General features: G+C 66.4%; 12 protein-coding genes. 3 read left to right on the top strand and 9 right to left on the bottom strand.

Annotated features, from left to right (window positions below; genetic code table 11):
- Positions 1-40: 40 nt before the first annotated feature.
- Positions 41-493, bottom strand: a complete 453-nt coding sequence (locus JZZ72_RS00650; protein ID WP_054915757.1) for a GNAT family N-acetyltransferase — start codon at positions 491-493, stop codon at positions 41-43.
- A gap of 242 nt (positions 494-735) precedes the next feature.
- Here JZZ72_RS00650 and JZZ72_RS00645 point away from each other — a divergent pair, with 242 nt between their 5' ends.
- Positions 736-1,473, top strand: a complete 738-nt coding sequence (locus tag JZZ72_RS00645; protein ID WP_058541622.1) for a substrate-binding periplasmic protein — start codon at positions 736-738, stop codon at positions 1,471-1,473.
- Here the strand turns inward: JZZ72_RS00645 and yccS are convergent, their stop codons facing one another.
- The 8 genes from yccS to putA all read right to left on the bottom strand — a co-directional run bounded on the left by yccS (position 1,474) and on the right by putA (position 16,825).
- Entirely contained in the window at positions 1,474-3,654 is a 2,181-nt protein-coding gene (yccS, locus tag JZZ72_RS00640; RefSeq protein WP_210013889.1) for a YccS family putative transporter, read from the bottom strand. It abuts the gene before it with no gap.
- Positions 3,655-3,775: 121 nt separating this feature from the next.
- Positions 3,776-4,957, bottom strand: a complete 1,182-nt coding sequence (locus JZZ72_RS00635; protein ID WP_210013888.1) for a BaiN/RdsA family NAD(P)/FAD-dependent oxidoreductase — start codon at positions 4,955-4,957, stop codon at positions 3,776-3,778.
- Between the two features lie 121 nt (positions 4,958-5,078).
- Complete coding sequence (dbpA, locus tag JZZ72_RS00630) at positions 5,079-6,416, bottom strand: ATP-dependent RNA helicase DbpA (protein WP_229589801.1); 1,338 nt, start codon at positions 6,414-6,416, stop codon at positions 5,079-5,081.
- 105 nt (positions 6,417-6,521) lie between these two features.
- A complete protein-coding gene (mdtD, locus tag JZZ72_RS00625) occupies positions 6,522-7,949 on the bottom strand; it encodes a multidrug transporter subunit MdtD (protein ID WP_043863589.1) in 1,428 nt (475 codons plus the stop codon).
- Between the two features lie 110 nt (positions 7,950-8,059).
- The gene (locus tag JZZ72_RS00620) at positions 8,060-9,391 is read right to left on the bottom strand and encodes a TldD/PmbA family protein (protein WP_210013887.1); all 1,332 of its coding nucleotides are present in this window, start codon (positions 9,389-9,391) and stop codon (positions 8,060-8,062) included.
- Complete coding sequence (locus tag JZZ72_RS00615; protein ID WP_210013886.1) at positions 9,391-10,833, bottom strand: TldD/PmbA family protein; 1,443 nt, start codon at positions 10,831-10,833, stop codon at positions 9,391-9,393. The genes JZZ72_RS00620 and JZZ72_RS00615 overlap by 1 nt, the downstream gene beginning before the upstream one ends.
- 31 nt (positions 10,834-10,864) lie before the next feature.
- The gene (locus JZZ72_RS00610; RefSeq protein ID WP_104573004.1) at positions 10,865-12,667 is read right to left on the bottom strand and encodes an acyl-CoA dehydrogenase; all 1,803 of its coding nucleotides are present in this window, start codon (positions 12,665-12,667) and stop codon (positions 10,865-10,867) included.
- Positions 12,668-12,871: 204 nt separating this feature from the next.
- Complete coding sequence (gene putA, locus JZZ72_RS00605) at positions 12,872-16,825, bottom strand: trifunctional transcriptional regulator/proline dehydrogenase/L-glutamate gamma-semialdehyde dehydrogenase (protein WP_054915752.1); 3,954 nt, start codon at positions 16,823-16,825, stop codon at positions 12,872-12,874.
- Between the two features lie 351 nt (positions 16,826-17,176).
- On the opposite strand from putA, the gene putP reads away from it, so the two are divergent.
- Together putP and JZZ72_RS00595 are read left to right on the top strand one after the other, a co-directional pair.
- A complete protein-coding gene (gene putP / locus JZZ72_RS00600; RefSeq protein ID WP_210013885.1) occupies positions 17,177-18,661 on the top strand; it encodes a sodium/proline symporter PutP in 1,485 nt (494 codons plus the stop codon).
- A gap of 128 nt (positions 18,662-18,789) precedes the next feature.
- Positions 18,790-19,626, top strand: coding sequence for a 23S rRNA (adenine(2030)-N(6))-methyltransferase RlmJ (locus JZZ72_RS00595; protein WP_043863583.1), 837 nt, complete (start codon positions 18,790-18,792; stop codon positions 19,624-19,626).
- Positions 19,627-19,752 lie beyond the last annotated feature (126 nt).

The raw sequence follows: 19,752 nt of genomic DNA, 5'->3' as shown, positions 1-19,752 counted from the left end.
GCACCTACCCCTGTAGGAGCCGGCCTTGCCGGCGAAGCGTCTAGCCCCGGCGCATGCCGATGTGCGGGATGCCATCCTCCAGATACGCCTCCCCGGCCACCTCGAACCCGTGCCGCGCATAGTAGGCCTGCAGGTGCGCCTGTGCGGACAGGTACACCGGCACCCCTGGCCAGTGCTTCTCGGCCTGCGCCAGCCCCTGCACCATCAGTGCATGCCCCAGCCCCTCGCCCCGCGCCGACGGCGCAATCACCACCCGCCCGATCACCACGTCGCCGCCCTGTGACTCGGGGTCCAGCAGACGCAGGTACGCCACCAGCTCGCCATCGCGCCAGGCCATCAGGTGGCAGGTGTCGCCCTCCAGGTCCTGGCCATCGGTTTCCAGGTACGGGCATTTCTGCTCCACCACGAACACCTCGATGCGCAGCGTCAGCAGCGCGTACAGCTGTTGCTTGCCAAGGTCGGTGTGATGCTTGCAGATCCAGTCGATGCTCATCGCGTTTCTCTCCTGTGTAATGCCCCGATCATAACCACGCCGAGCACCTCAGGGCGAAGGTCGCGAATTGCCATGGATCAAGTCGGCGCGGAATCGGCAAAAATAGAGGCAATTAGCTATCACCTGGCACTGCCCGATACCGGAATCTTTGTGTAATCTGGCCGTGCAGCCTAGCTTTGCGCCAACAGAAATCTCATGCCACTCAACAAGAACGCGGACCCGATCCGCTAAGGGATTTGAGCATGCGGCCACTGCTTCGAGCCTTGGGTTTGCTTGGATTGCTGCTCTGTGCCCAGTCGGCCCAGGCCGAAAAACTGCGGCTGGTGGCCGATGCCTGGCCCCCCTTCACCGACGCCCGCCTACCCAGGGGCGGGCTGGCCACCGCCCTTGTCACCACCGCCCTGGAGCGTGCCGGGTTTGCCAGCGAGTTCGAGCAGGCGCCGTGGGCACGCGCGCTGCTGGGCATCGGCGAGGGCCGCTACGATGTGCTGATCAACGCCTGGCAGAGCGATGCGCGTACCCGCATCGGGGCCTTCTCCCAAGGCTACCTGAGCAACCGCGTGCGGCTGCTCAAGCGCAAGGGCGACGTGCTGCGTTTCGATACCCTGAGCGATCTCTACCCGCACGCCATCGCGGTGGTGCGCGACTATGCCTATGCGGCCGAATTCGACAATGACGGGCGTCTGCAGAAGGTGCCGGTGCGCGACTTTTCGGTGGCGGTGGGCATGCTGGCTGCCGGGCGGGTGCGCCTGACCCTGGAGGACGAATACGTGGCGCGCTACTACCTGCAGCGTGAAAGCGCGGACGTGCGCAACCGCGTGCAGTTCTTCGGCAAGCCGGTGAGCGAGAACAGCCTGCACATCCTGGTCAGCCTCAGGCATCCGCAGCATGCCCAGATCGTGGCCGGCTTCGACAAGGCCATCGCCGCCATGAAGGCCGATGGCAGCTATGCCCGGTTGCTCAAGGACTACGGCCTGTAGTCAGGCCGGGGTGTCCTTGATCAGGTGCGCGGCCAGGGTGCGCAGCGGGCCCAGTTGGCGGCAGATCAGTGCCAGCTGGGTCTGCACCAGGCGCTGGTTCTCGTCCATTTCCTCGGGCATCTGCTCAAGGCTCGCCGCCAGGGCTTCCTCGGCGTCGCTGTGGATCGCCACCGGGGTCTTGCTGGCAAGGCCAGTGGCGATTTCGTCGAGGCTGGCGGCCAGGCTGGCACCCGCGCCGTCGATCAACTGCTCGTGGGCCTCGGGTGCCAGTGCGCTGTCACGGTGTGCACCCAGCCCGGAGAGGTAGCTGAGCAGGGTGTGCGAGAGCACCAGGAAGCGAAAGCCCACGTCGGCCTCTTTGCGAAAATGCCCCGGCTCCATGAGCATGTTGGCCAGCGTGGTCGACAGCGCCGCGTCGGCGTTGTGCGCGTTGCGCCGGGCCAGGCGGTAGGCCAGGTCGTCGCTCTTGCCCTGGGCGTACTGCTGCATGATCTGGCGCAGGTAGGTGCTGTTGCAGCTCAGGGTGTTGGCCAGCACCTTGTTCAGCCGACGGCCCTGCCAGTCGGGCAGGAACAGGAACACCGCCAGGATCGCGATCAGGCTGCCCACCAGGGTGTCGAACAGGCGCGGCAGGAACAGACCGTAGCCGTCACCGATCTGGTTGAAGCAGAACAGCACCATCAGCGTGATCGCCGCCGTGGCCAGGGTGTAGCGGGCGGTGCGGTTGACGAAGAACACCACCCCGGCGGCCACCGCGAACAGCGACTGGATGATCGCGCTGGGGAACAGGTCGAACAGCGCCCAGCCCACGGTCAGGCCGATGGCGGTGCCGATGATCCGCTGCACCAGCTTGCGCCGGGTGGCGCCATAGCTGGGCTGGCACACGAACAGCGTGGTGAGGATGATCCAGTAGCCCTGGGTGGGGTGGATCAGGTGCACCATGCCGTAGCCGATCGACAGCGCCAGCGGCAGGCGCAGGGCGTGGCGAAAGATCAGCGAGGTCGGCGTGAGGTGCTGGCGCAGGCGGCTCCACACATCCTTGAGGCTGCGCGGCGAACGGTCGAGCAGGCTCGAGTCGCTGTTGTCGGCCAGGTTGTCGGGGTTGCTGGCATCGCCGAGCAGGCGGTCGAGGGTTGCCAGGTTCGCCGCCAGCGCCCGCAGCGAGCGCAGCAGGCCACGCCAGGCCGGGTTGCTCTGGATGCGCAGGTGCTCGAGCGAGGCGTGCAGGTCTTCCAGTGCGGCGGCGAAGCTGGTGTCGTAGACGAACGGCTGGCGCAGCTGGATCGACTCGGACAATTGCACGCACGCCTTGCCCTGCTGGCGCAGCAAACGCTGGCAGCGAAACAGCACGTCGCTGTGGAAGAACGCCTCGGTGAGAGCGTTGTAGGGGTAGTGCGAGGAACTGGCGCGCTCGTGGATGTCCTGGGCCAGAAAGTACAGCTTCAGGTAGCGGCTCACCTTGGAGCCGGGGCGGCCATTGCCCACGCGGTGCAGGATGATTTCCTTGGCGGCGTTGAGGGCGGCCACCACCTTGCCGTTCTGCTGGGCCAGTTCCAGGCGGCGGGCCTCCACGTCCAGCTGGCGGATGGGCTCGAACAGGGTGGCCTTGAGCTTGAGGTAGCGGCCCAGTTCGCGAAACAGCCGCGCCAGGCTCTGCTGCACCGGCTGGTTGGAGAACAGCGCCTGCCACAGCACCGACAGCAATCCGTACCAGGCGGCGCCTGCCACCAGCAGCAAGGGCTCGTGCCAGAAGTCGGTGACCTGGCCGCCGCGCTGGTCCACGCCGATCATGGTGTACACCGACAGAATCAGTGTGGCCGAGGCGATGGCGCCGTAGCGCTCGCCCAGCGCGCCGAGCATGGTCAGCGCGAACGCCGCCAGCGCCAGGGCGCAGCCGAAGAGGATCGGGTAGGGGAACAGCAGCTCCACCGACAGCGCAGCGACGGTGAAGCACACCAGGGTCACGGCCAGGGCGTTGAGCCGGCCCTGCCAGCTGTCGTCGGTCTCGGCCAGGGCGCTGGCGATGATGCCCAGGAACAGCGGGATCAGCAGCCCCATCTCGTCCTGGTACCAGCACAGCGCCATGCTGCCGGTCAGCGCGATCAATACCCGGATGCTGTAGCTGAACTTGTCCAGGGCCCACAAACGACGCAGCGAGTGACGCAAGGAAGACGATGACATGATAGGGCGGCAGGCCTGCTTGGCGATGATCGAAATTGAGCCGGTCACGGTGGCAGCGAACTGTCACCGTGGTCACGTACCAGCAAAATTTGTTCCGTGATGCGCGATTCTAACGCGAAGGTTAGACGAACTGCGCGGCCGCGTAGGCCGATGCCCAGGCCCACTGGAAATTGAACCCGCCCAGGTGCCCGCTGACGTCCAGCACTTCGCCCACGAAATACAGGCCGGGGCTTTTCAGCGACTCCAGGGTCTTGGACGACACTTCGCGGGTGTCGACCCCGCCCAGGGTGACTTCGGCGGTGCGGTAGCCCTCGGTGCCGGCCGGCACCACCTGCCAGGCCGCCAGTTTGTCGGCGACCTCGGCCAGTTCGGCCGGGGTGTACTGCTTCATCGGCCGGGACACGAACCAGTGCTCGGCCAGCAGGTTGGCCATCTTCTTGGTGAAGACCTCGCCAAGCAGGGTCTTGAGTTCGCTGTTGGGGCGTTCGGCCTGTTGCTGTTGCAGCCAGGCGAGGGCGTCATGCTCGGGCAGCAGGTTGATCTCGACGCTGTCGCCGCTGTGCCAGAACGACGACACCTGCAGGATCGCCGGGCCGCTGAGGCCGCGGTGGGTGAACAGCAGGTTCTCGCGAAAGCTGGTGCCGTTGCAGCTGGCCACGCAGTCCACCGAGGTGCCCGACAGCTCGGTGCACATGGCCTTGAGCTGCGGCTCGGTGATGGTGAAGGGCACCAGCCCGGCGCGGGTCGGCAGCAGGGTGTGGCCGAACTGGCGGGCCACCTGGTAGCCGAAACCGGTGGCGCCCAGGGTCGGGATCGACAGGCCGCCGGTGGCGATCACCAGCGACTGGCATTGCAGCGTGCCCATGCTGGTTTCGAGCAGGTAGCCATGCTCGAGCTTTTCGATCTGCTCGATGCGCGTGTCCATGCGCAGCTCGGCGCCGGCGCTCTGAAGCTCGCTGAGCAGCATGTCGAGGATGTCGTTGGACTTGTTGTCGCAGAACAGCTGGCCGAGTTTTTTCTCGTGATAGGGCACGGCGTGCTTGCCGACCATCTCGATGAAGTCCCACTGGGTGTAGCGGGCCAGGGCCGACTTGCAGAAGTGCGGGTTGTGCGAGAGGAAGTTGGCCGGCTCGGTGTACAGGTTGGTGAAGTTGCAGCGCCCGCCACCGGACATCAGGATCTTCTTGCCGGGCTTGTTGGCATGGTCCAGCAGCAGCACCTGGCGGCCGCGGTTGGCGGCGTGGATGGCGCACATCAGGCCGGCGGCGCCAGCGCCGATGATGATCACTTCGGTGGAACGCACTGCAAAATCCTCAAATAGGTGTTGAAGCTATCGCGGGTCAAGCCCGCTCCCACAGGAGGTACGCAAGTCCTTGTGGGAGCGGGCTTGACCCGCGATGAGGCCCTGATAGGCGATAAACGACTCAGACGATGCGAACCCGCAGCGAGCGCCCCTTGATCTTGCCGCTGTTGAGCCGCTGCAGCGCCTGCTTGGCCACGCCGCGTTCCACCGCCACGAAGGCCTGGAAATCGAAGATCGCGATCTTGCCCACCTGGGTGCCCGGGATGCCGGCATCACCGGTCAGCGCACCCAGGATGTCGCCCGGCCGCAGCTTGTCCTTGCGCCCGGCACCGATGCACAGCGTGCTCATGGTCGGCACCAGCGGGCCGCCGGCCTGGGGCTTGAGGCTGTCGATCTGCTCCCAGCGCAGGGGCGCCTTCTGCAGCTGCTCGATGGCCTGGGCGCGGTGCGCTTCGGACGGGGCCACCAGGCTCGCCGCCAGGCCCTTCTCGCCGGCACGCCCGGTACGGCCCACGCGGTGCACGTGAATTTCCGAGTCCCGCGCCAGCTCCACGTTGATGACCATGTCCAGCGCATCGATATCCAGCCCGCGCGCGGCCACGTCGGTGGCCACCAGCACCGAGGTGCTGCGGTTGGCGAACAGGGTCAGCACCTGGTCACGGTCGCGCTGCTCCAGGTCGCCATGCAGCGACTCGGCGGCGATGCCCTTGGCCTTGAGGTGATCGACCACTTCCTGGCACTGCTGCTTGGTGAAGCAGAACGCCACGCACGACTGCGGACGAAAGTGCGCCAGCAAGGTAGTCACCGCGTCCATGCGCTGCTCGGGCGAGATCTCGTAGAAGCGCTGCTCGATCTGCGTGTCGGCATGCAGCGACTCGGCCTTGACCTGCTGCGGGTTGCGCATGAATGCGGCCGACAGCTGCTTGATGCCGGCCGGGTAGGTGGCCGAGAACAGCAGGGTCTGGCGACGCTCCGGGGTTTGCCCGAGGATGTCGGCGATGGCGTCGTAGAAGCCCATGTCGAGCATGCGGTCGGCTTCGTCGAGCACCAGGGTGTTGAGCCCGTCGAGCACCAGGGTGCCCTTGCGCAGGTGCTGTTGCACGCGGCCCGGGGTGCCCACGATGATGTGCGCGCCGTGTTCCAGCGAGGCGATCTGCGGGCCCAGGGACACGCCGCCGCACAGGGTCAGGATCTTGATGTTGTCTTCGGAGCGGGCCAGACGGCGCAGCTCCTTGGCCACCTGGTCGGCCAGCTCGCGGGTGGGGCACAGCACCAGGGCCTGGCAGCCGAAGTAGCGCGGGTTGATCGGGTTGAGCAGGCCGATGCCGAACGCGGCGGTCTTGCCGCTGCCGGTCTTGGCCTGGGCGATCAGGTCCATGCCCTTGAGGATCACCGGCAGGCTCTGGGCCTGGATCGGGGTCATCTGGGCGTAGCCGAGGGCGTCCAGGTTGGCCAGCATGGCGGCGGACAGCGGCAAGGTGGCGAATTCGGTGGCAATGGTGGTCACGAGGCGGGCCTGCAAAACAAAATGTCGCGCAGTGTACCAGCCTCGTGGCCATTAGCCCTAAGCCTCGATCTCCGGTTCCGGACGACGGGCACGCCTTCCGTCCGCCCTGGACAGCTGCATGAAGATCGCCGCCGCCAGCATCGACATCAGGCCGATGGTCAGGAAGGTCAGCTGGAACGCGCCCAGCGTGGTCTCCACCCCATCGCCGCTGCCAGCGCCGGTAAAGCCGCCCAGCAGTGCGCCAGCGCAGGCCACACCCAGGCTCAGCGAGAGCTGCGCCACCACCGACAGCAGGCTGTTGCCGCTGCTGGCGCTGGCGTCGTCCAGGTCGATCAGGGTCACGGTGTTCATCGCCGTGAACTGCAGCGAGTTCACCGCCCCCAGCAGCCCCAGTTGCACCAGCAGCAGGGCATACGGGGTGTGTTCGTTGACCAGCCCCAGGCTGCACAGCAGCACGCCCAGCAGCAGGGTGTTGCCGGTGAGGATGGTGCGGTAGCCCAGGCGCTCGATCAGCGGCCGGGCGATGGACTTGGCGACCATCGCCGAGGCGGCCAGCGGGATCATGCTCATGCCGGCCTGGGACGGCGAATAGCCCAGCGCCACCTGCAGCAGCAACGGCACCAGAAACGGCAGTGCGCCGCTGCCCAGGCGGGCGAACAGGTTGCCGAGGATGCCCACCGAGAAGGTACGGGTGCGAAACAGCCGGGGCGAGAACAGCGGGTTGTCGATGCTGCCGGCGCGCAGCCAGTAGGCGGCCAGGCACGCCATGCCGGCGAACAGCAGCAGCATCACGCGCAGGTGCGGCAGGTGCAGCTCGCCCAGGCCCTCCATGGCGATGGTGATCAGTACCATCGCGGCGCCGAACAGCACAAAGCCCACGCCGTCGAAGCGTGTGCGCTCGGAGCCGCGCAGGTCGGGGATGAACTTCCACACCGCGTAGCAGCCCAGCGCGCCGACCGGCAGGTTGAGCAGGAAGATCCAGTGCCAGCTCAGGTACTCCACCAGCCAGCCGCCCATGGTCGGGCCCAGCAGCGGGCCGAGCAGGCCGGGGATGGTGATGAAGCTCATGATGCGCACCAGTTCGGTGCGCGGGTAGGCGCGCAGCACCACCAGGCGCCCCACCGGCAGCATCAGCGCGCCGCCCAGGCCCTGGATCACGCGGGCACCGACCAGCATGCCGAGGCTGTTGGACAGTGCACACAGCAGCGAGCCGATGCTGAACAGCAGGATCGCGCTGAAGAAGATGCGCTTGGTGCCGAAGCGGTCGGCGATCCAGCCCGAGGCCGGGATCAGCAGGGCCACGGTGAGCATGTAGGCGATGATCACCGACTGCATGCGCAGCGGGTTTTCCGCCAGGTCGCGGGCCATGGCCGGCAGCGCGGTGTTGAGGATGGTGCCGTCCAGCGACTGCATGAAGAAGGCGATGGCCACCACCCAGGGAATCCAGCGGGCGGTGACGGGGTCCAGCGGGGTGCGGTTGGGCATGCTCTATGTCCTTGAGGGCCCCTTCGCGGGCAAGTCGAAGCGTCGAACCGCAGCTCCCACAGGGGCGGCGGTGATCCCTGTGGGAGCGGGCTTGACCCGCGATGGCGGCATCACAATGTCAGCGTCAGGCGTTTGACCAGCGCCCCCGGCAAATGGCTCGAACTGGTCTGGCGCTGTCCGTAGGTGCTGGTCGACAGGATCAGCTCGCGCTCGGTCGTGAGCGCCTCCAGCTGCGAGCCGAGCAGGCTGTACACGCTGTCGTCGAAGCGCATGGTGCTGACCGGCGCCTGGATCTGACCGTCCTCGACCCAGAATGTCGCAAAGCGCGTCAGCCCGGTCATGCGCGCCGCCGGCAGGTCGGAGTAGTTCAGGTACCACAGGTTGCTGATGTACAGGCCCGTACCCAGCCTGGCGAGCACCTCATCCAGCGCCAGCTCGCCGGCGGCCAGGCTCAAGGCGCTTGGCCACTCGTGGGCCTCGGCGCCATTGGCGACCTGCTCGAACTCGGCGGCGCTGCGCGCGTTGGTCAGCTGTTCGCGCGCCTGCCCTGCGTCCATCAGCTGCACGTCGCTGCGTGGGTAGCCTTCGCCGGAGAACGCCGGGCTCAGCGAGCCGCTGACCTGTTCGGTGATGTTCACCAGCGGGCTCAATGCCGCATCGCCGGCATACAGGCGTTGCAGCGGGCTGTCCTTGCTGGCGATGGCCTGCGCCGAAAAACCGCCCCAGCACAGCATGCCCATGATCTCGTCCATCGCTGCCGGTGCCAGGTAGGCGCGGTACTGGCCGGGGGCGAGGGTCTTGAGTGGACGACCCAGGTACTCCAGCTGCTCGCGGGCCTGGGCCAGGCGCCGGGCGAACGCGGCATTGTCCCACACCTGCCCGGCGTAGTTGGCCTTCACCGCCTGGCCGTTGGCGTGGAACAGGCTGAAGTCGAAATTGAAGCTGTTGGCCTGATGCCAGCCAGAGGCGCCGAACGAACTGGCAAAGCCGCGACTGATCGGCCCGGCGGCATAGATGCCCACCAGGTCCAGCGCGCCGGCGCCGTGTTCGATCTGCTCGAGCACCCGTGCGGTATCCGGCAGCGGGCCGTCCTGTACCTGATGGCTGTGCCAGGCACTGTCGTTGAGCAACAGGTACGGGTCGGCAGGGATCAGCGGCAGGATCTGGCGCAGCTCGGCCAGTGCCTGGTGCAGGCGCTCGCGGTCCAGCGCCGGCTCGCCGCTGAGGGTCAGGTGCAGGTCGGCCTGGCGACCGTCGGCAATCAGCTTCAGGCTCGCACCGGCCTGTTGCACGTCGCCGGCCTGGCGCACCCTGGCATGGTTGAATCGGATGAATTGCGACTGCTCGGCGCTGTAGCTCAGGGTGAACTGTTCGGGGGCGCGCACGTTGTCGCGCAGCCATGCGACCAGGTCCTGGAAGTTGTGCAAAGGGCTGGCGGCCATCAGGCGTCTCCTCCGAATACGTCGATCTGGCTGAACACGCAGGCCGGCGAGGCATGGCCCACGCGCACCACCTGGTTGGGTTCGCCCTTGCCGCAGTTGGGCGTGCCGAGCACCTGGAAGGTACTGGCGTCGCCCACGGCGCTGAGGTTGCGCCAGAAACCGGCGGAAATACCGCGGTAGTTGGGGTTCTTGACCACGCCCTTGAGTTCGCCGTGCTCGATCAACTGGCCCCATTCGCAGCCGAACTGGAACTTGTTGCGCGCATCGTCGATGGACCACGAGCGGTTGGTGCGCATCAGGATGCCGTGCTCGATGCCGCCGATCAGTTGCGCCAGGGACTTGTCGCCCGGCTCGATGTTGAGGTTGGCCATGCGGTCGATCGGTGCGCGGTTCCAGCCGCAGGCGCGGCTGTTGGCCACGCCGTCCAGGCCCGAGCGGAACTGTGACAGCGCACCGCCCAGCGGGCGCACCAGTACACCCTCGCGAATCAGGAACTGCTTGTGGGCCGGGGTGCCGTCGTCATCGTGCGCGTAGCTGGCCAGCTCTTCGGGGATGGCCGGGTCGAAGGTCACGTTGAGCAGTGCCGAGCCGTACTGCAGGTGGCCGAAGTCCTGGGCCTTGATGAAGCTGGTGCCGGCGTAGTTGCGCTCGTCGCCCAGGATGCGGTCCATCTCCAGCGGGTGGCCGATGGACTCGTGGATCTGCAGCATCATCTGGTCGGGCATCAGCAGCAGGTCGCGTACTCCGCTCGGGGTGTTGGGCGCCAGCAGCAGTTGCAGGGCCTGGTCGGCCACCTGGGCCCCGGCACCGAGCAGGCCGCAGCGCTCGATCACATCCACGCCGCCCTGCTGGCCGAAGTTCTCGCGGCCCAGGCTGCGGCTCTGGCTGTCGCTGCCGTCGAAGGCGGTGACGCTCATGCCGGGGAACACGAAGCGTTGCGCCTGGCGCAGTTCGGCGCCGGCACTGTTGAGGTAGATCTGCTCGACCGTGCTCAGGCCCAGGCTGGCCTGCCAGTTCACCAGGCGCGAATCGCCCGGCACGCTGGCCGATTCGCGGGCCAGCAGTTCATAGCAGTCGGCCAGGGCCGGGAAGGTGCTGTTGAGGTTGGGCGAGCAGTAGTCGGCGCGGGCGCTGGACACCGGTTGCTCGCGCAGGTCGAGCAGGGCGTGGCGCGCGATCTGGCGGGCCAGCGCCTCGGCCTGGTCAAGGGCGCGTTGCAGGCCGGCCTGGGACAGGTCGGCGGTGGCCGCGTAGGCCTCCACGCCGTTGACGCGCACGGTGAGCATCGCGCCCTGGTCGCGGGTCAGGCTGGGTGGTTCGGCGATGTTCTTGCGCACCGACAGGTGCTGGTGGGCTTCCTGCACATAGCGCAGGGAGAAAAACTCGGCGCCGCTGTTCAGGCCAGTGAAACGCTGGCGCAGCGGCGCGGTGAAATCGAACATGCGCGAACCTCCGGGTGACGGTGGTTCCCCCTCAGAACCACTCCTCGTGCATGCCCGGGCAGGTGTCGTCGCGGGCCTCGAGCAATGCGAGGTCATTATGGCAGGCCGGTACTTCCCAGGTGAGGAAAAACCGTGCGGCCTGCAACTTGCCCCGATAGAACCCGGTATCGGCCGGGTTGCCGCGGGCCAGGCCCTGTTCGGCGCGAATCGCCTGCTCCAGCCAGCGCCAGCCGATCACGCAGTGACCGAAGGCCTTGAGGTACAGCGCCGAGTTGGCCAGGGCGCTGTTGACCTGGCCTGTGGACAACTCGCCAAGCAGGCCCAGGGTCACGTGCTGCAGGCGGCTGAGCAGTTGTTCCAGCGGTTCGCGCAACGGGTCCAGGCGGGTGTAGGCCTGGGCCTGGGCGCAAGTGCCGGCGATCAGGCGTACCAGCTGCTTGAGGCCGGCGCCACCGTGCTGGGCCAGTTTGCGCCCGAGCAGGTCGAGTGACTGGATGCCGTGGGTGCCTTCGTGGATCGGGTTCAGGCGGTTGTCGCGGTAGTACTGCTCTACCGGGTAATCGCGGGTGTAGCCGTGGCCACCGAGGATCTGGATCGCCAGCTCATTGGCCTTGAGGCAGAACTCGGACGGCCACGACTTGACGATCGGGGTCAGCAGGTCGAGCAGTTGCTGGGCCTGTTGGCGCTCGTCTTCGGTGGCGGCGGTATGGCTGTCGTCGAACAGCCGGGCGGCGTACAGGCCCAGGTCGAAAGCGCCTTCGACGTAGGCCTTCTGCGTCAGCAGCATGCGTTTCACATCGCTGTGCTGGATGATCGGCACGGCGGCGGTGGCGGGGTTCTTGTTGTCGGGCAGGCGGCCTTGCGGGCGCTGGCGGGCGTAGTCCAGCGAGTACAGGTAGCCGGCGTAGCCGAGCATCACCGCGCCCATGCCCACGCCGATGCGCGCCTCGTTCATCATCTGGAACATGCAGGCCAGGCCCTGGTGCGGCTGGCCGATCAGGTAGCCGACGCACTGGCCGTTGTCGCCGAAGTTGAGTGCGGTGGAGGTGGTGCCGCGCCAGCCCATCTTGTGGAACAGGCCGGCCAGCACCACATCGTTGCGCTGGCCCAGGCTGGCGTCCGGGTTGACCAGGAACTTGGGCACGATGAACAGCGAAATGCCCTTTACCCCGGGTGGTGCGTCGGGGAGTTTGGCCAGCACCAGGTGCACGATGTTCTCGGACAGCGTGTGATCGCCCCCGGAGATGAAGATCTTGTTGCCCTTGAGGCGGAAGCTGCCGTCGGCGGCGGGTTCGGCGCGGGTGCGGATATCGGCCAACGAGCTGCCGGCGTGGGGTTCGGTGAGGGCCATGGTGCCGAAGAAGCGGCCCTCGATCATCGGTTGCAGGAACAGGCGCTTTTGCTCGTCGGTGCCGAAGTTCTCGATCAGGTTGGCGGCGCCCATGGTCAGGAACGGGTAGGCGGTGGTGCCGGCGTTGGCGGCCTGAAAGTGGGCGAAGCAGGCTTGCGAGAGCAGGGTGGGCAACTGCATGCCGCCGGCCTCGAAGTCGCGGTTAGCGTTGAGAAATCCGGCGTCGAGGAAGGCGTCGACGGCAGGTTTGACCTCGGGAATCAGTATGGCCTGGCCGTTCTCGAAGCGTGGCTCGTGCTCGTCGCCCTTGCGGTTGTGCGGGGCGAAGTATTTTTCGGCCAGGGTGCGAGCGGTGTGCAGCGCGGCGTCGAAGGTTTCGCGGCTGTGCTCGGCGAAGCGTGGGCGTTGGGTGAGGGCCTCGGCGTCGAGCACTTCGTAGAGTTCGAAGGCCAGGTTGCGGGCGCTGAGCAGGGTGTCGGACATGGCGGCCATACCTTGGTGGGGATGGGGCCGAGTCTAGGCATGCGGGCGGGAGGTGGACAGGTTAATAGGTGGGGGTGATGAGGGGTCAGAACCGTTGTCAGGTGTGTGTCCGCAAAAAAAATCGCGGGCCAGGCCGTCCCCCACAAGAATCTGCATCGATCCTGTGGGGGCGGGCCTGACCCGCGATTGGCAACGCCTCGGTGGTTAGCCGATGGTCATCAGGCTGGCATTGCCGCCCGCCGCGGCGGTGTTCACGCTCAACGCACGCTCGATCACCAGGCGCTCCAGCGCAATCGCGGTTTCACCCGACGACAAGCCCTGCACACCCACGATCGCACCGGCACGCTTGGCCACCTGCTCGCACACTGCGCGCAGCTGGTCCGAATGGCCGTGATGCAGCACCGCGTCGAACACCACCTCGTCCTTGGCCCAGTCGCTCACCAGCTTGATGCGCGCCTGCACATCCTTCGGCAAGCGCCCACGCAAGGCCTTGCCCGGCTCGCCGTCGACGAACACTGCCGAGCTGCCCACCGCCAGTACCGCTGCCAGTTGAGTCAGCAGATCAGCCTCCGACTCGGCCAGGCACAGCACGTGCTCGCGCGGCAGGATGGTGTAGCTGTTGCGCTCGCCGGTCGGGCCGTTGAGCAGGCGGGTGACGCCGCTCTGCGACTGCTGCGCGAACTGCTCGCACAGCTGCGCCAGTTCGGCCTGCTGGTTGCTGCCGGCCCACGCCTTGAGCGATTGCAGCGGCTTGAGCAACTGCTCGCGCAGACGCACGTCCGGGGCAGTACCGGCGTCGCTGCGCTGGAACGACTGCTCGATGGCATCGGCCGGGCGCGTGGACAGCAAACGGTACAGGTACAGCGGGCCACCGGCCTTGGGGCCGGTACCCGACAGGCCTTCACCACCGAACGGCTGCACGCCGACCACGGCGCCGACGATGTTGCGGTTGACGTAGACGTTGCCGGCATGGACGTTGTCGATCACCTTGGCGATGGTCTCGTCGATGCGGGTGTGCACGCCCAGGGTCAGGCCGTAGCCGGATGCATTGATCTGCTCGATCAACTGGTCGAGGTGCTTGCGGTTGTAGCGCACCACGTGCAGGACGGGGCCGAAGATCTCACGCTGCAGTTCGTCGAAGCTTTCCAGCTCGATCAGGGTCGGCATCACGAAGGTGCCGCGCTTGATCTCTTCACCGTCGGCAATGGCCACCTGATACACGTTCCGACCCTTGTCGCGCATGCCCTGGATGTGTTTTTCGATGCCAGCCTTGGCCTCGGCGTCGATCACCGGGCCGATGTCCACGCTCAGGCGCTCCGGGTTGCCCAGGCGGCTTTCGGCCATGGCGCCCTTGAGCATCTCGATCACGCGGTCGGCCGAGTCTTCCTGCAGGCACAGCACGCGCAGGGCCGAGCAACGCTGGCCGGCGCTGTCGAAGGCCGAGGAGACCACGTCGATGACCACCTGCTCGGTCAGCGCCGAGGAGTCGACGATCATCGCGTTCTGGCCACCGGTTTCGGCGATCAGCGGGATCGGACGGCCCTGGCTGTCCAGGCGGCCGGCAATGTTGCGTTGCAGCAGGCGCGCCACTTCGGTGGAACCGGTGAACATCACGCCCTTGACCCGGTCATCGCCTACCAGGCGCGCACCGACGGTCTCGCCACGGCCCGGCAGCAGTTGCACCACGCCTTGCGGGATGCCGGCCTCGAGCAGCAGGCGCACGGCCTGGGCGGCCACCAGCGGGGTCTGCTCGGCAGGCTTGGCCAGTACCGGGTTGCCGGCAGCTAGCGCTGCAGCCACCTGGCCACTGAAGATCGCCAGCGGGAAGTTCCACGGGCTGATGCACACCACCGGGCCCAGCGGGCGGTGGGCGTCGTTGCTGAAGTCGTTGCGTGCCTGCACCGCGTAGTAGCGCAGGAAGTCGACCGCTTCGCGCACCTCGGCGATGGCGTTGGCGTAGGTCTTGCCGGCTTCGCGGGCCAGCAGGCCCATCAGCGGCTGGATCTCGCCTTCCATCAGGTCGGCGGCACGTTCCAGGATCGCGGCACGCTCGGCCGGCGGGGTGGCCTGCCAGATCGGTGCGGCGTTGAGTGCGCACTGGATGGCGTTGTCGGCGTCCTCGACGGTGGCTTCCTGCACGTGGCCGACCACGTCACGGTGGTCGGACGGGTTCAGCACCGGTGCGGCAGCTTCGTCGCTGGACGCGCAACCGAGCATCGGCTCGGCCTTCCAGTCGTTGTGCGCGGTGGCCAGCAGGGCGCACGACAGCGAGGCCAGACGGTGTTCGTTGGCCATGTCGATGCCGCTGGAGTTGGCGCGCTCGGCACCGTACAGGTCACGCGGCAACGGGATGCGCGGGTGCGGCAGGCCGAAGCCGCCTTCCTGGGTGGCCATGCGCTCGATGGTCGCGACCGGGTCGGCCACCAGTTCCTGGATCGAGATCGACTGGTCGGCGATGCGGTTGACGAACGAGGTGTTGGCGCCGTTTTCCAGCAGGCGACGCACCAGGTAGGCCAGCAGCGTTTCGTGGGTGCCGACCGGGGCGTACACGCGGCACGGACGGTTCAGCTTGCCGTCGGCCACCTTGCCCACCACCTGTTCGTACAGCGGCTCGCCCATGCCGTGCAGGCACTGGAACTCGTACTGGCCTGGGTAGTAGTTCTGCCCGGCGATATGGTAGATGGCCGACAGGGTGTGGGCGTTGTGGGTGGCGAACTGCGGGTAGATGGCTTCGGGCACCGACAGCAGCTTGCGGGCGCAGGCGATGTAGGAGACGTCGGTGTACACCTTGCGGGTGTACACCGGGTAGCCTTCCAGGCCTTCGACCTGGGCGCGCTTGATCTCGCTGTCCCAGTACGCGCCCTTTACCAGGCGGATCATCAGGCGGTGACGGCTGCGGCGTGCCAGGTCGATGACGTAGTCGATCACGTAAGGGCAGCGCTTCTGGTAGGCCTGGATCACGAAGCCGATGCCGTTCCAGCCGCTCAACTGCGGCTCGAAGCACAGGCGTTCGAGCAGGTCCAGCGACAGCTCCAGGCGGTCGGCCTCTTCGGCGTCGATGTTCAGGCCGATGTCGTACTGCTTGGCCAGCAGGGTCAGCGACAGCAGGCGCGGGTACAGCTCGTCCATCACGCGCTCGTACTGGGCGCGGCTGTAGCGCGGGTGCAGGGCCGAGAGCTTGATCGAGATGCCAGGGCCTTCATAGATGCCGCGGCCATGGGAGGCCTTGCCGATGGCGTGGATGGCCTGCTCGTAGGAGGCCAGGTATTTCTGCGCGTCGTGCTCGGTGAGCGCGGCTTCACCGAGCATGTCGTAGGAGTAGCGGAAACCCTTGGCTTCGAACTTGCTGGCATTGGCCAGGGCTTCGGCAATGGTCTCGCCGGTGACGAACTGCTCGCCCATCAGGCGCATGGCCATGTCGACGCCCTTGCGGATCATCGGCTCGCCGCTCTTGCCGATGATGCGGCTGAGCGAGGAGGTGAGGCCGGATTCGTTGTGCGTGGACACCAGTTTGCCGGTCAGCAGCAGGCCCCAGGTGGCGGCGTTGACGAACAGCGACGGGCTGTTGCCCAGGTGCGGCTGCCAGTTGCCGGTGCTGATCTTGTCGCGGATCAGCGCATCGCGGGTGCCCTTGTCGGGGATGCGCAGCAGGGCTTCGGCCAGGCACATCAGCGCCACGCCTTCCTGGGACGACAGCGAGAACTCCTGCAGCAGGCCCTGGACGATGCCGGCGCGGCCGCTGGCGCTCTTCTGGTTGCGCAGCTTTTCGGCAATGCCGGCGGCCAGCTTGTGGGTGGCCTCGGCCATGGGCGCGGGCAGGCGTGCCTGCTCCAGCAGCATCGGCACCACTTCCGGTTCCGGACGACGGTAGGCGGCGGTGATCGAGGCGCGCAGCACCGACTGCGGCAGGATGCTTTCGGCGAACTCGAGGAAGCACTGGTGCGAGTGGTCGGCCTGCACATCGCCGGCGTCGTCGCCCTGATTGCCGGGCTGACCGCTGAGTTCGGTCAGGGTGGCGCCACCCTCGAGCTTCTCCAGGTAGTTGAAGATCGCCTGCTTGATCAACCAGTGCGGGGTGCGGTCGATGGACTGCGCAGCCGTTTTCAGTCGCTCGCGGGTAGGGTCGTCGAGTTTGACCCCAAGGGTGGTCGTCGCCATTTCTTATCCTCATTATTGCCACTGGGCCGTGGCTAAGCTGGCGCCAAGATTAGCCGGGCGCCTTTGTGGGTGCAACCTAGTGCAACCCAAATAATCGCGTTGAGGAGTGCAACTCGTCCGGTGGCTAAAACCCCACAGCATAAATGGCTGTTCAAGGTGCATTTGCTTATGTAAACGGCGGTTTTTGCTCCCAAATGGAGCAAAAACACGTTGTTATGCGAAATATCCGACCAGGTGCAACTTGACTGAAGAAACTGGTTGCACCTTGTTTGCGTTGTTGCATAGGATTCGCCGCCTGGGTGCAACCGTTAGCGGCTGTCACTACATAAAAACAAACGCCAGGGCGCAACAATGAGTTTTAGCAATCCAATCACGATCACGTTCGTGATCTATATCGCGGCAATGGTGCTGATCGGCTTCATGGCCTATCGCTCCACCAACAACCTTTCCGACTACATCCTCGGTGGCCGCAGCCTCGGCAGCGTGGTGACCGCGCTCTCGGCCGGTGCCTCGGACATGAGCGGCTGGTTGCTGATGGGCCTGCCGGGCGCCATCTACATGTCGGGCCTTTCCGAAGCCTGGATCGCCATCGGCCTGACCGTCGGTGCCTACCTGAACTGGCTGTTCGTGGCCGGCCGCCTGCGCGTGCAGACCGAGCACAACGGCGACGCGCTGACCCTGCCGGACTATTTCGCCAGCCGTTTCGAAGACCACAGCGGCCTGCTGCGCATCATTTCGGCAATCGTGATCCTGGTGTTCTTCACCATCTATTGCGCCTCCGGCATCGTGGCCGGTGCCCGCCTGTTCGAAAGCACCTTCGGCATGTCGTATGAGACGGCGCTGTGGGCCGGTGCTGCTGCCACCATCGCCTACACCTTCGTCGGTGGCTTCCTGGCGGTGAGCTGGACCGACACCGTGCAGGCCACGCTGATGATCTTCGCGCTGATCCTGACCCCGGTGATCGTGCTGATCGCCACCGGCGGCTTCGACACCACCTTCCTGGCCATCGAAGCCCAGGGCGCGGGCAACTTCGACATGTTCAAGGGCGCCACCTTCATCGGCATCATCTCGCTGATGGGCTGGGGCCTGGGCTACTTCGGCCAGCCGCACATCCTGGCGCGCTTCATGGCGGCAGACTCGGTGAAATCGATCGCCAATGCCCGTCGCATCTCCATGACCTGGATGATCCTGTGCCTGGCCGGTACCGTGGCCGTGGGCTTCTTCGGCATCGCCTACTTCTCGGCACACCCTGAAGTGGCCGGCCCGGTCACCGAGAACCACGAGCGCGTGTTCATCGAACTGGCCAAGATCCTGTTCAACCCGTGGATTGCCGGTGTGCTGCTGTCGGCCATCCTGGCAGCAGTGATGAGTACCCTGAGCTGCCAGCTGCTGGTGTGCTCCAGCGCCCTGACCGAAGACTTCTACAAGACCTTCCTGCGCAAGAACGCCTCGCAGGTCGAGCTGGTATGGGTCGGTCGCCTGATGGTGCTGGCGGTTGCGCTGATCGCCATCGCGCTGGCCGCCAACCCGGACAACCGCGTGCTGGGCCTGGTGGCCTACGCCTGGGCCGGCTTCGGTGCCGCCTTCGGCCCGGTGGTGCTGATTTCGGTACTGTGGAAGGGGATGACCCGCGACGGCGCACTGGCCGGTATCGTGGTGGGCGCGGTGACCGTGATCCTGTGGAAGCAGTTCGACACCATGGGCCTGTACGAAATCATCCCGGGCTTCCTGTTCGCATCGCTGGCGATCTACTTCGTGAGCAAGGCGGGCAGCCCGTCGGCTGCGATGGTCAAGCGTTTCGAAACCGCTGAAGCGGCGTTCCACGCCGACAAGTAACACGGCTGCATCATGCTGCCCGGCAACGGCCCGGCCTCTTCTGGAGGTCGGGCCGTTGTCATTCTGGCGGCTGTCACCTGACGGCGCGGGCCTGACAGGGTAAACTTCCGGGCCTTGCAGGAGTTGCCATGAACTATCGTCACGCCTTTCACGCCGGCAACCACGCCGACGTGTTCAAACACCTCGTATTGACCCGGCTGATTGCGCTGATGTCGCGCAAGGAGCAGCCGTTCGCCTACCTCGACACCCACGCCGGCCTTGGGCTGTATGACCTGCAGGGCGACCAGGCGACCCGCACCGGTGAGTGGCTGGAAGGCATCGGCCGGCTCTGGGGGCGCGACGACCTGCCCGAGGTGACGGCCGATTACCTGCGCATCCTGCGAAAGATGAACCCCGACGGCGAGCTGCGCTACTACCCGGGGTCGCCCGAGCTGGCACGGCGCCTGGCGCGCCAGCAGGACCGCGTGCTGCTCAACGAGAAGCACCCCGAAGACGGGCGCCTGCTCAAGGAAAACATGAAGAAGGACCCACGCGTGGCGGTGCACCTGGGCGAGGGCTGGCACGTGCCGAGGGCCTTGCTGCCGGTGCAGGAGAAGCGCGCGGTGATGCTGATCGACCCGCCCTTCGAGCAGGCCGACGAGCTCAAGCGCTGCACGGTGGCGATGAAGGAGACGATTGGCCGCATGCGCCAGACGGTCGCGGCCATCTGGTACCCGATCAAGGACCAGCGCCAGCTGGTGCGTTTCTATCAGGACCTGACCAGCACCGGTGCGCCGAAGCTGCTGCGGGTGGAGCTGTACGTGCACCCGCAGGACAGCCCGCAGGGCTTGAACGGCTCTGGCCTGGCGATCGCCAACCCGCCATGGGGCCTGGAAGAAGAGCTGCGCGCACTGCTGCCGTGGCTGGCCCAGGTGCTGGGGCAGACCCAGGGCAGCTGGCGCATGGACTGGCTGATTGCCGAGTAGGGTGTTGTGAATGTGTTGGCCTATCGCGGGTCAAGCCCGCTCCCACAGAGGCAATGATGTCCTTGTGGGAGCGGGCTTGACCCGCGATGGGTTCCACGCCAGCAGTGCGCCCTGCACTCCGTACCA

It is taken from the genome of Pseudomonas palmensis, from assembly GCF_017848315.1.
GTDB lineage: Bacteria > Pseudomonadota > Gammaproteobacteria > Pseudomonadales > Pseudomonadaceae > Aquipseudomonas > Aquipseudomonas palmensis.
This window is presented reverse-complemented; position numbering and strand designations above follow the sequence as displayed.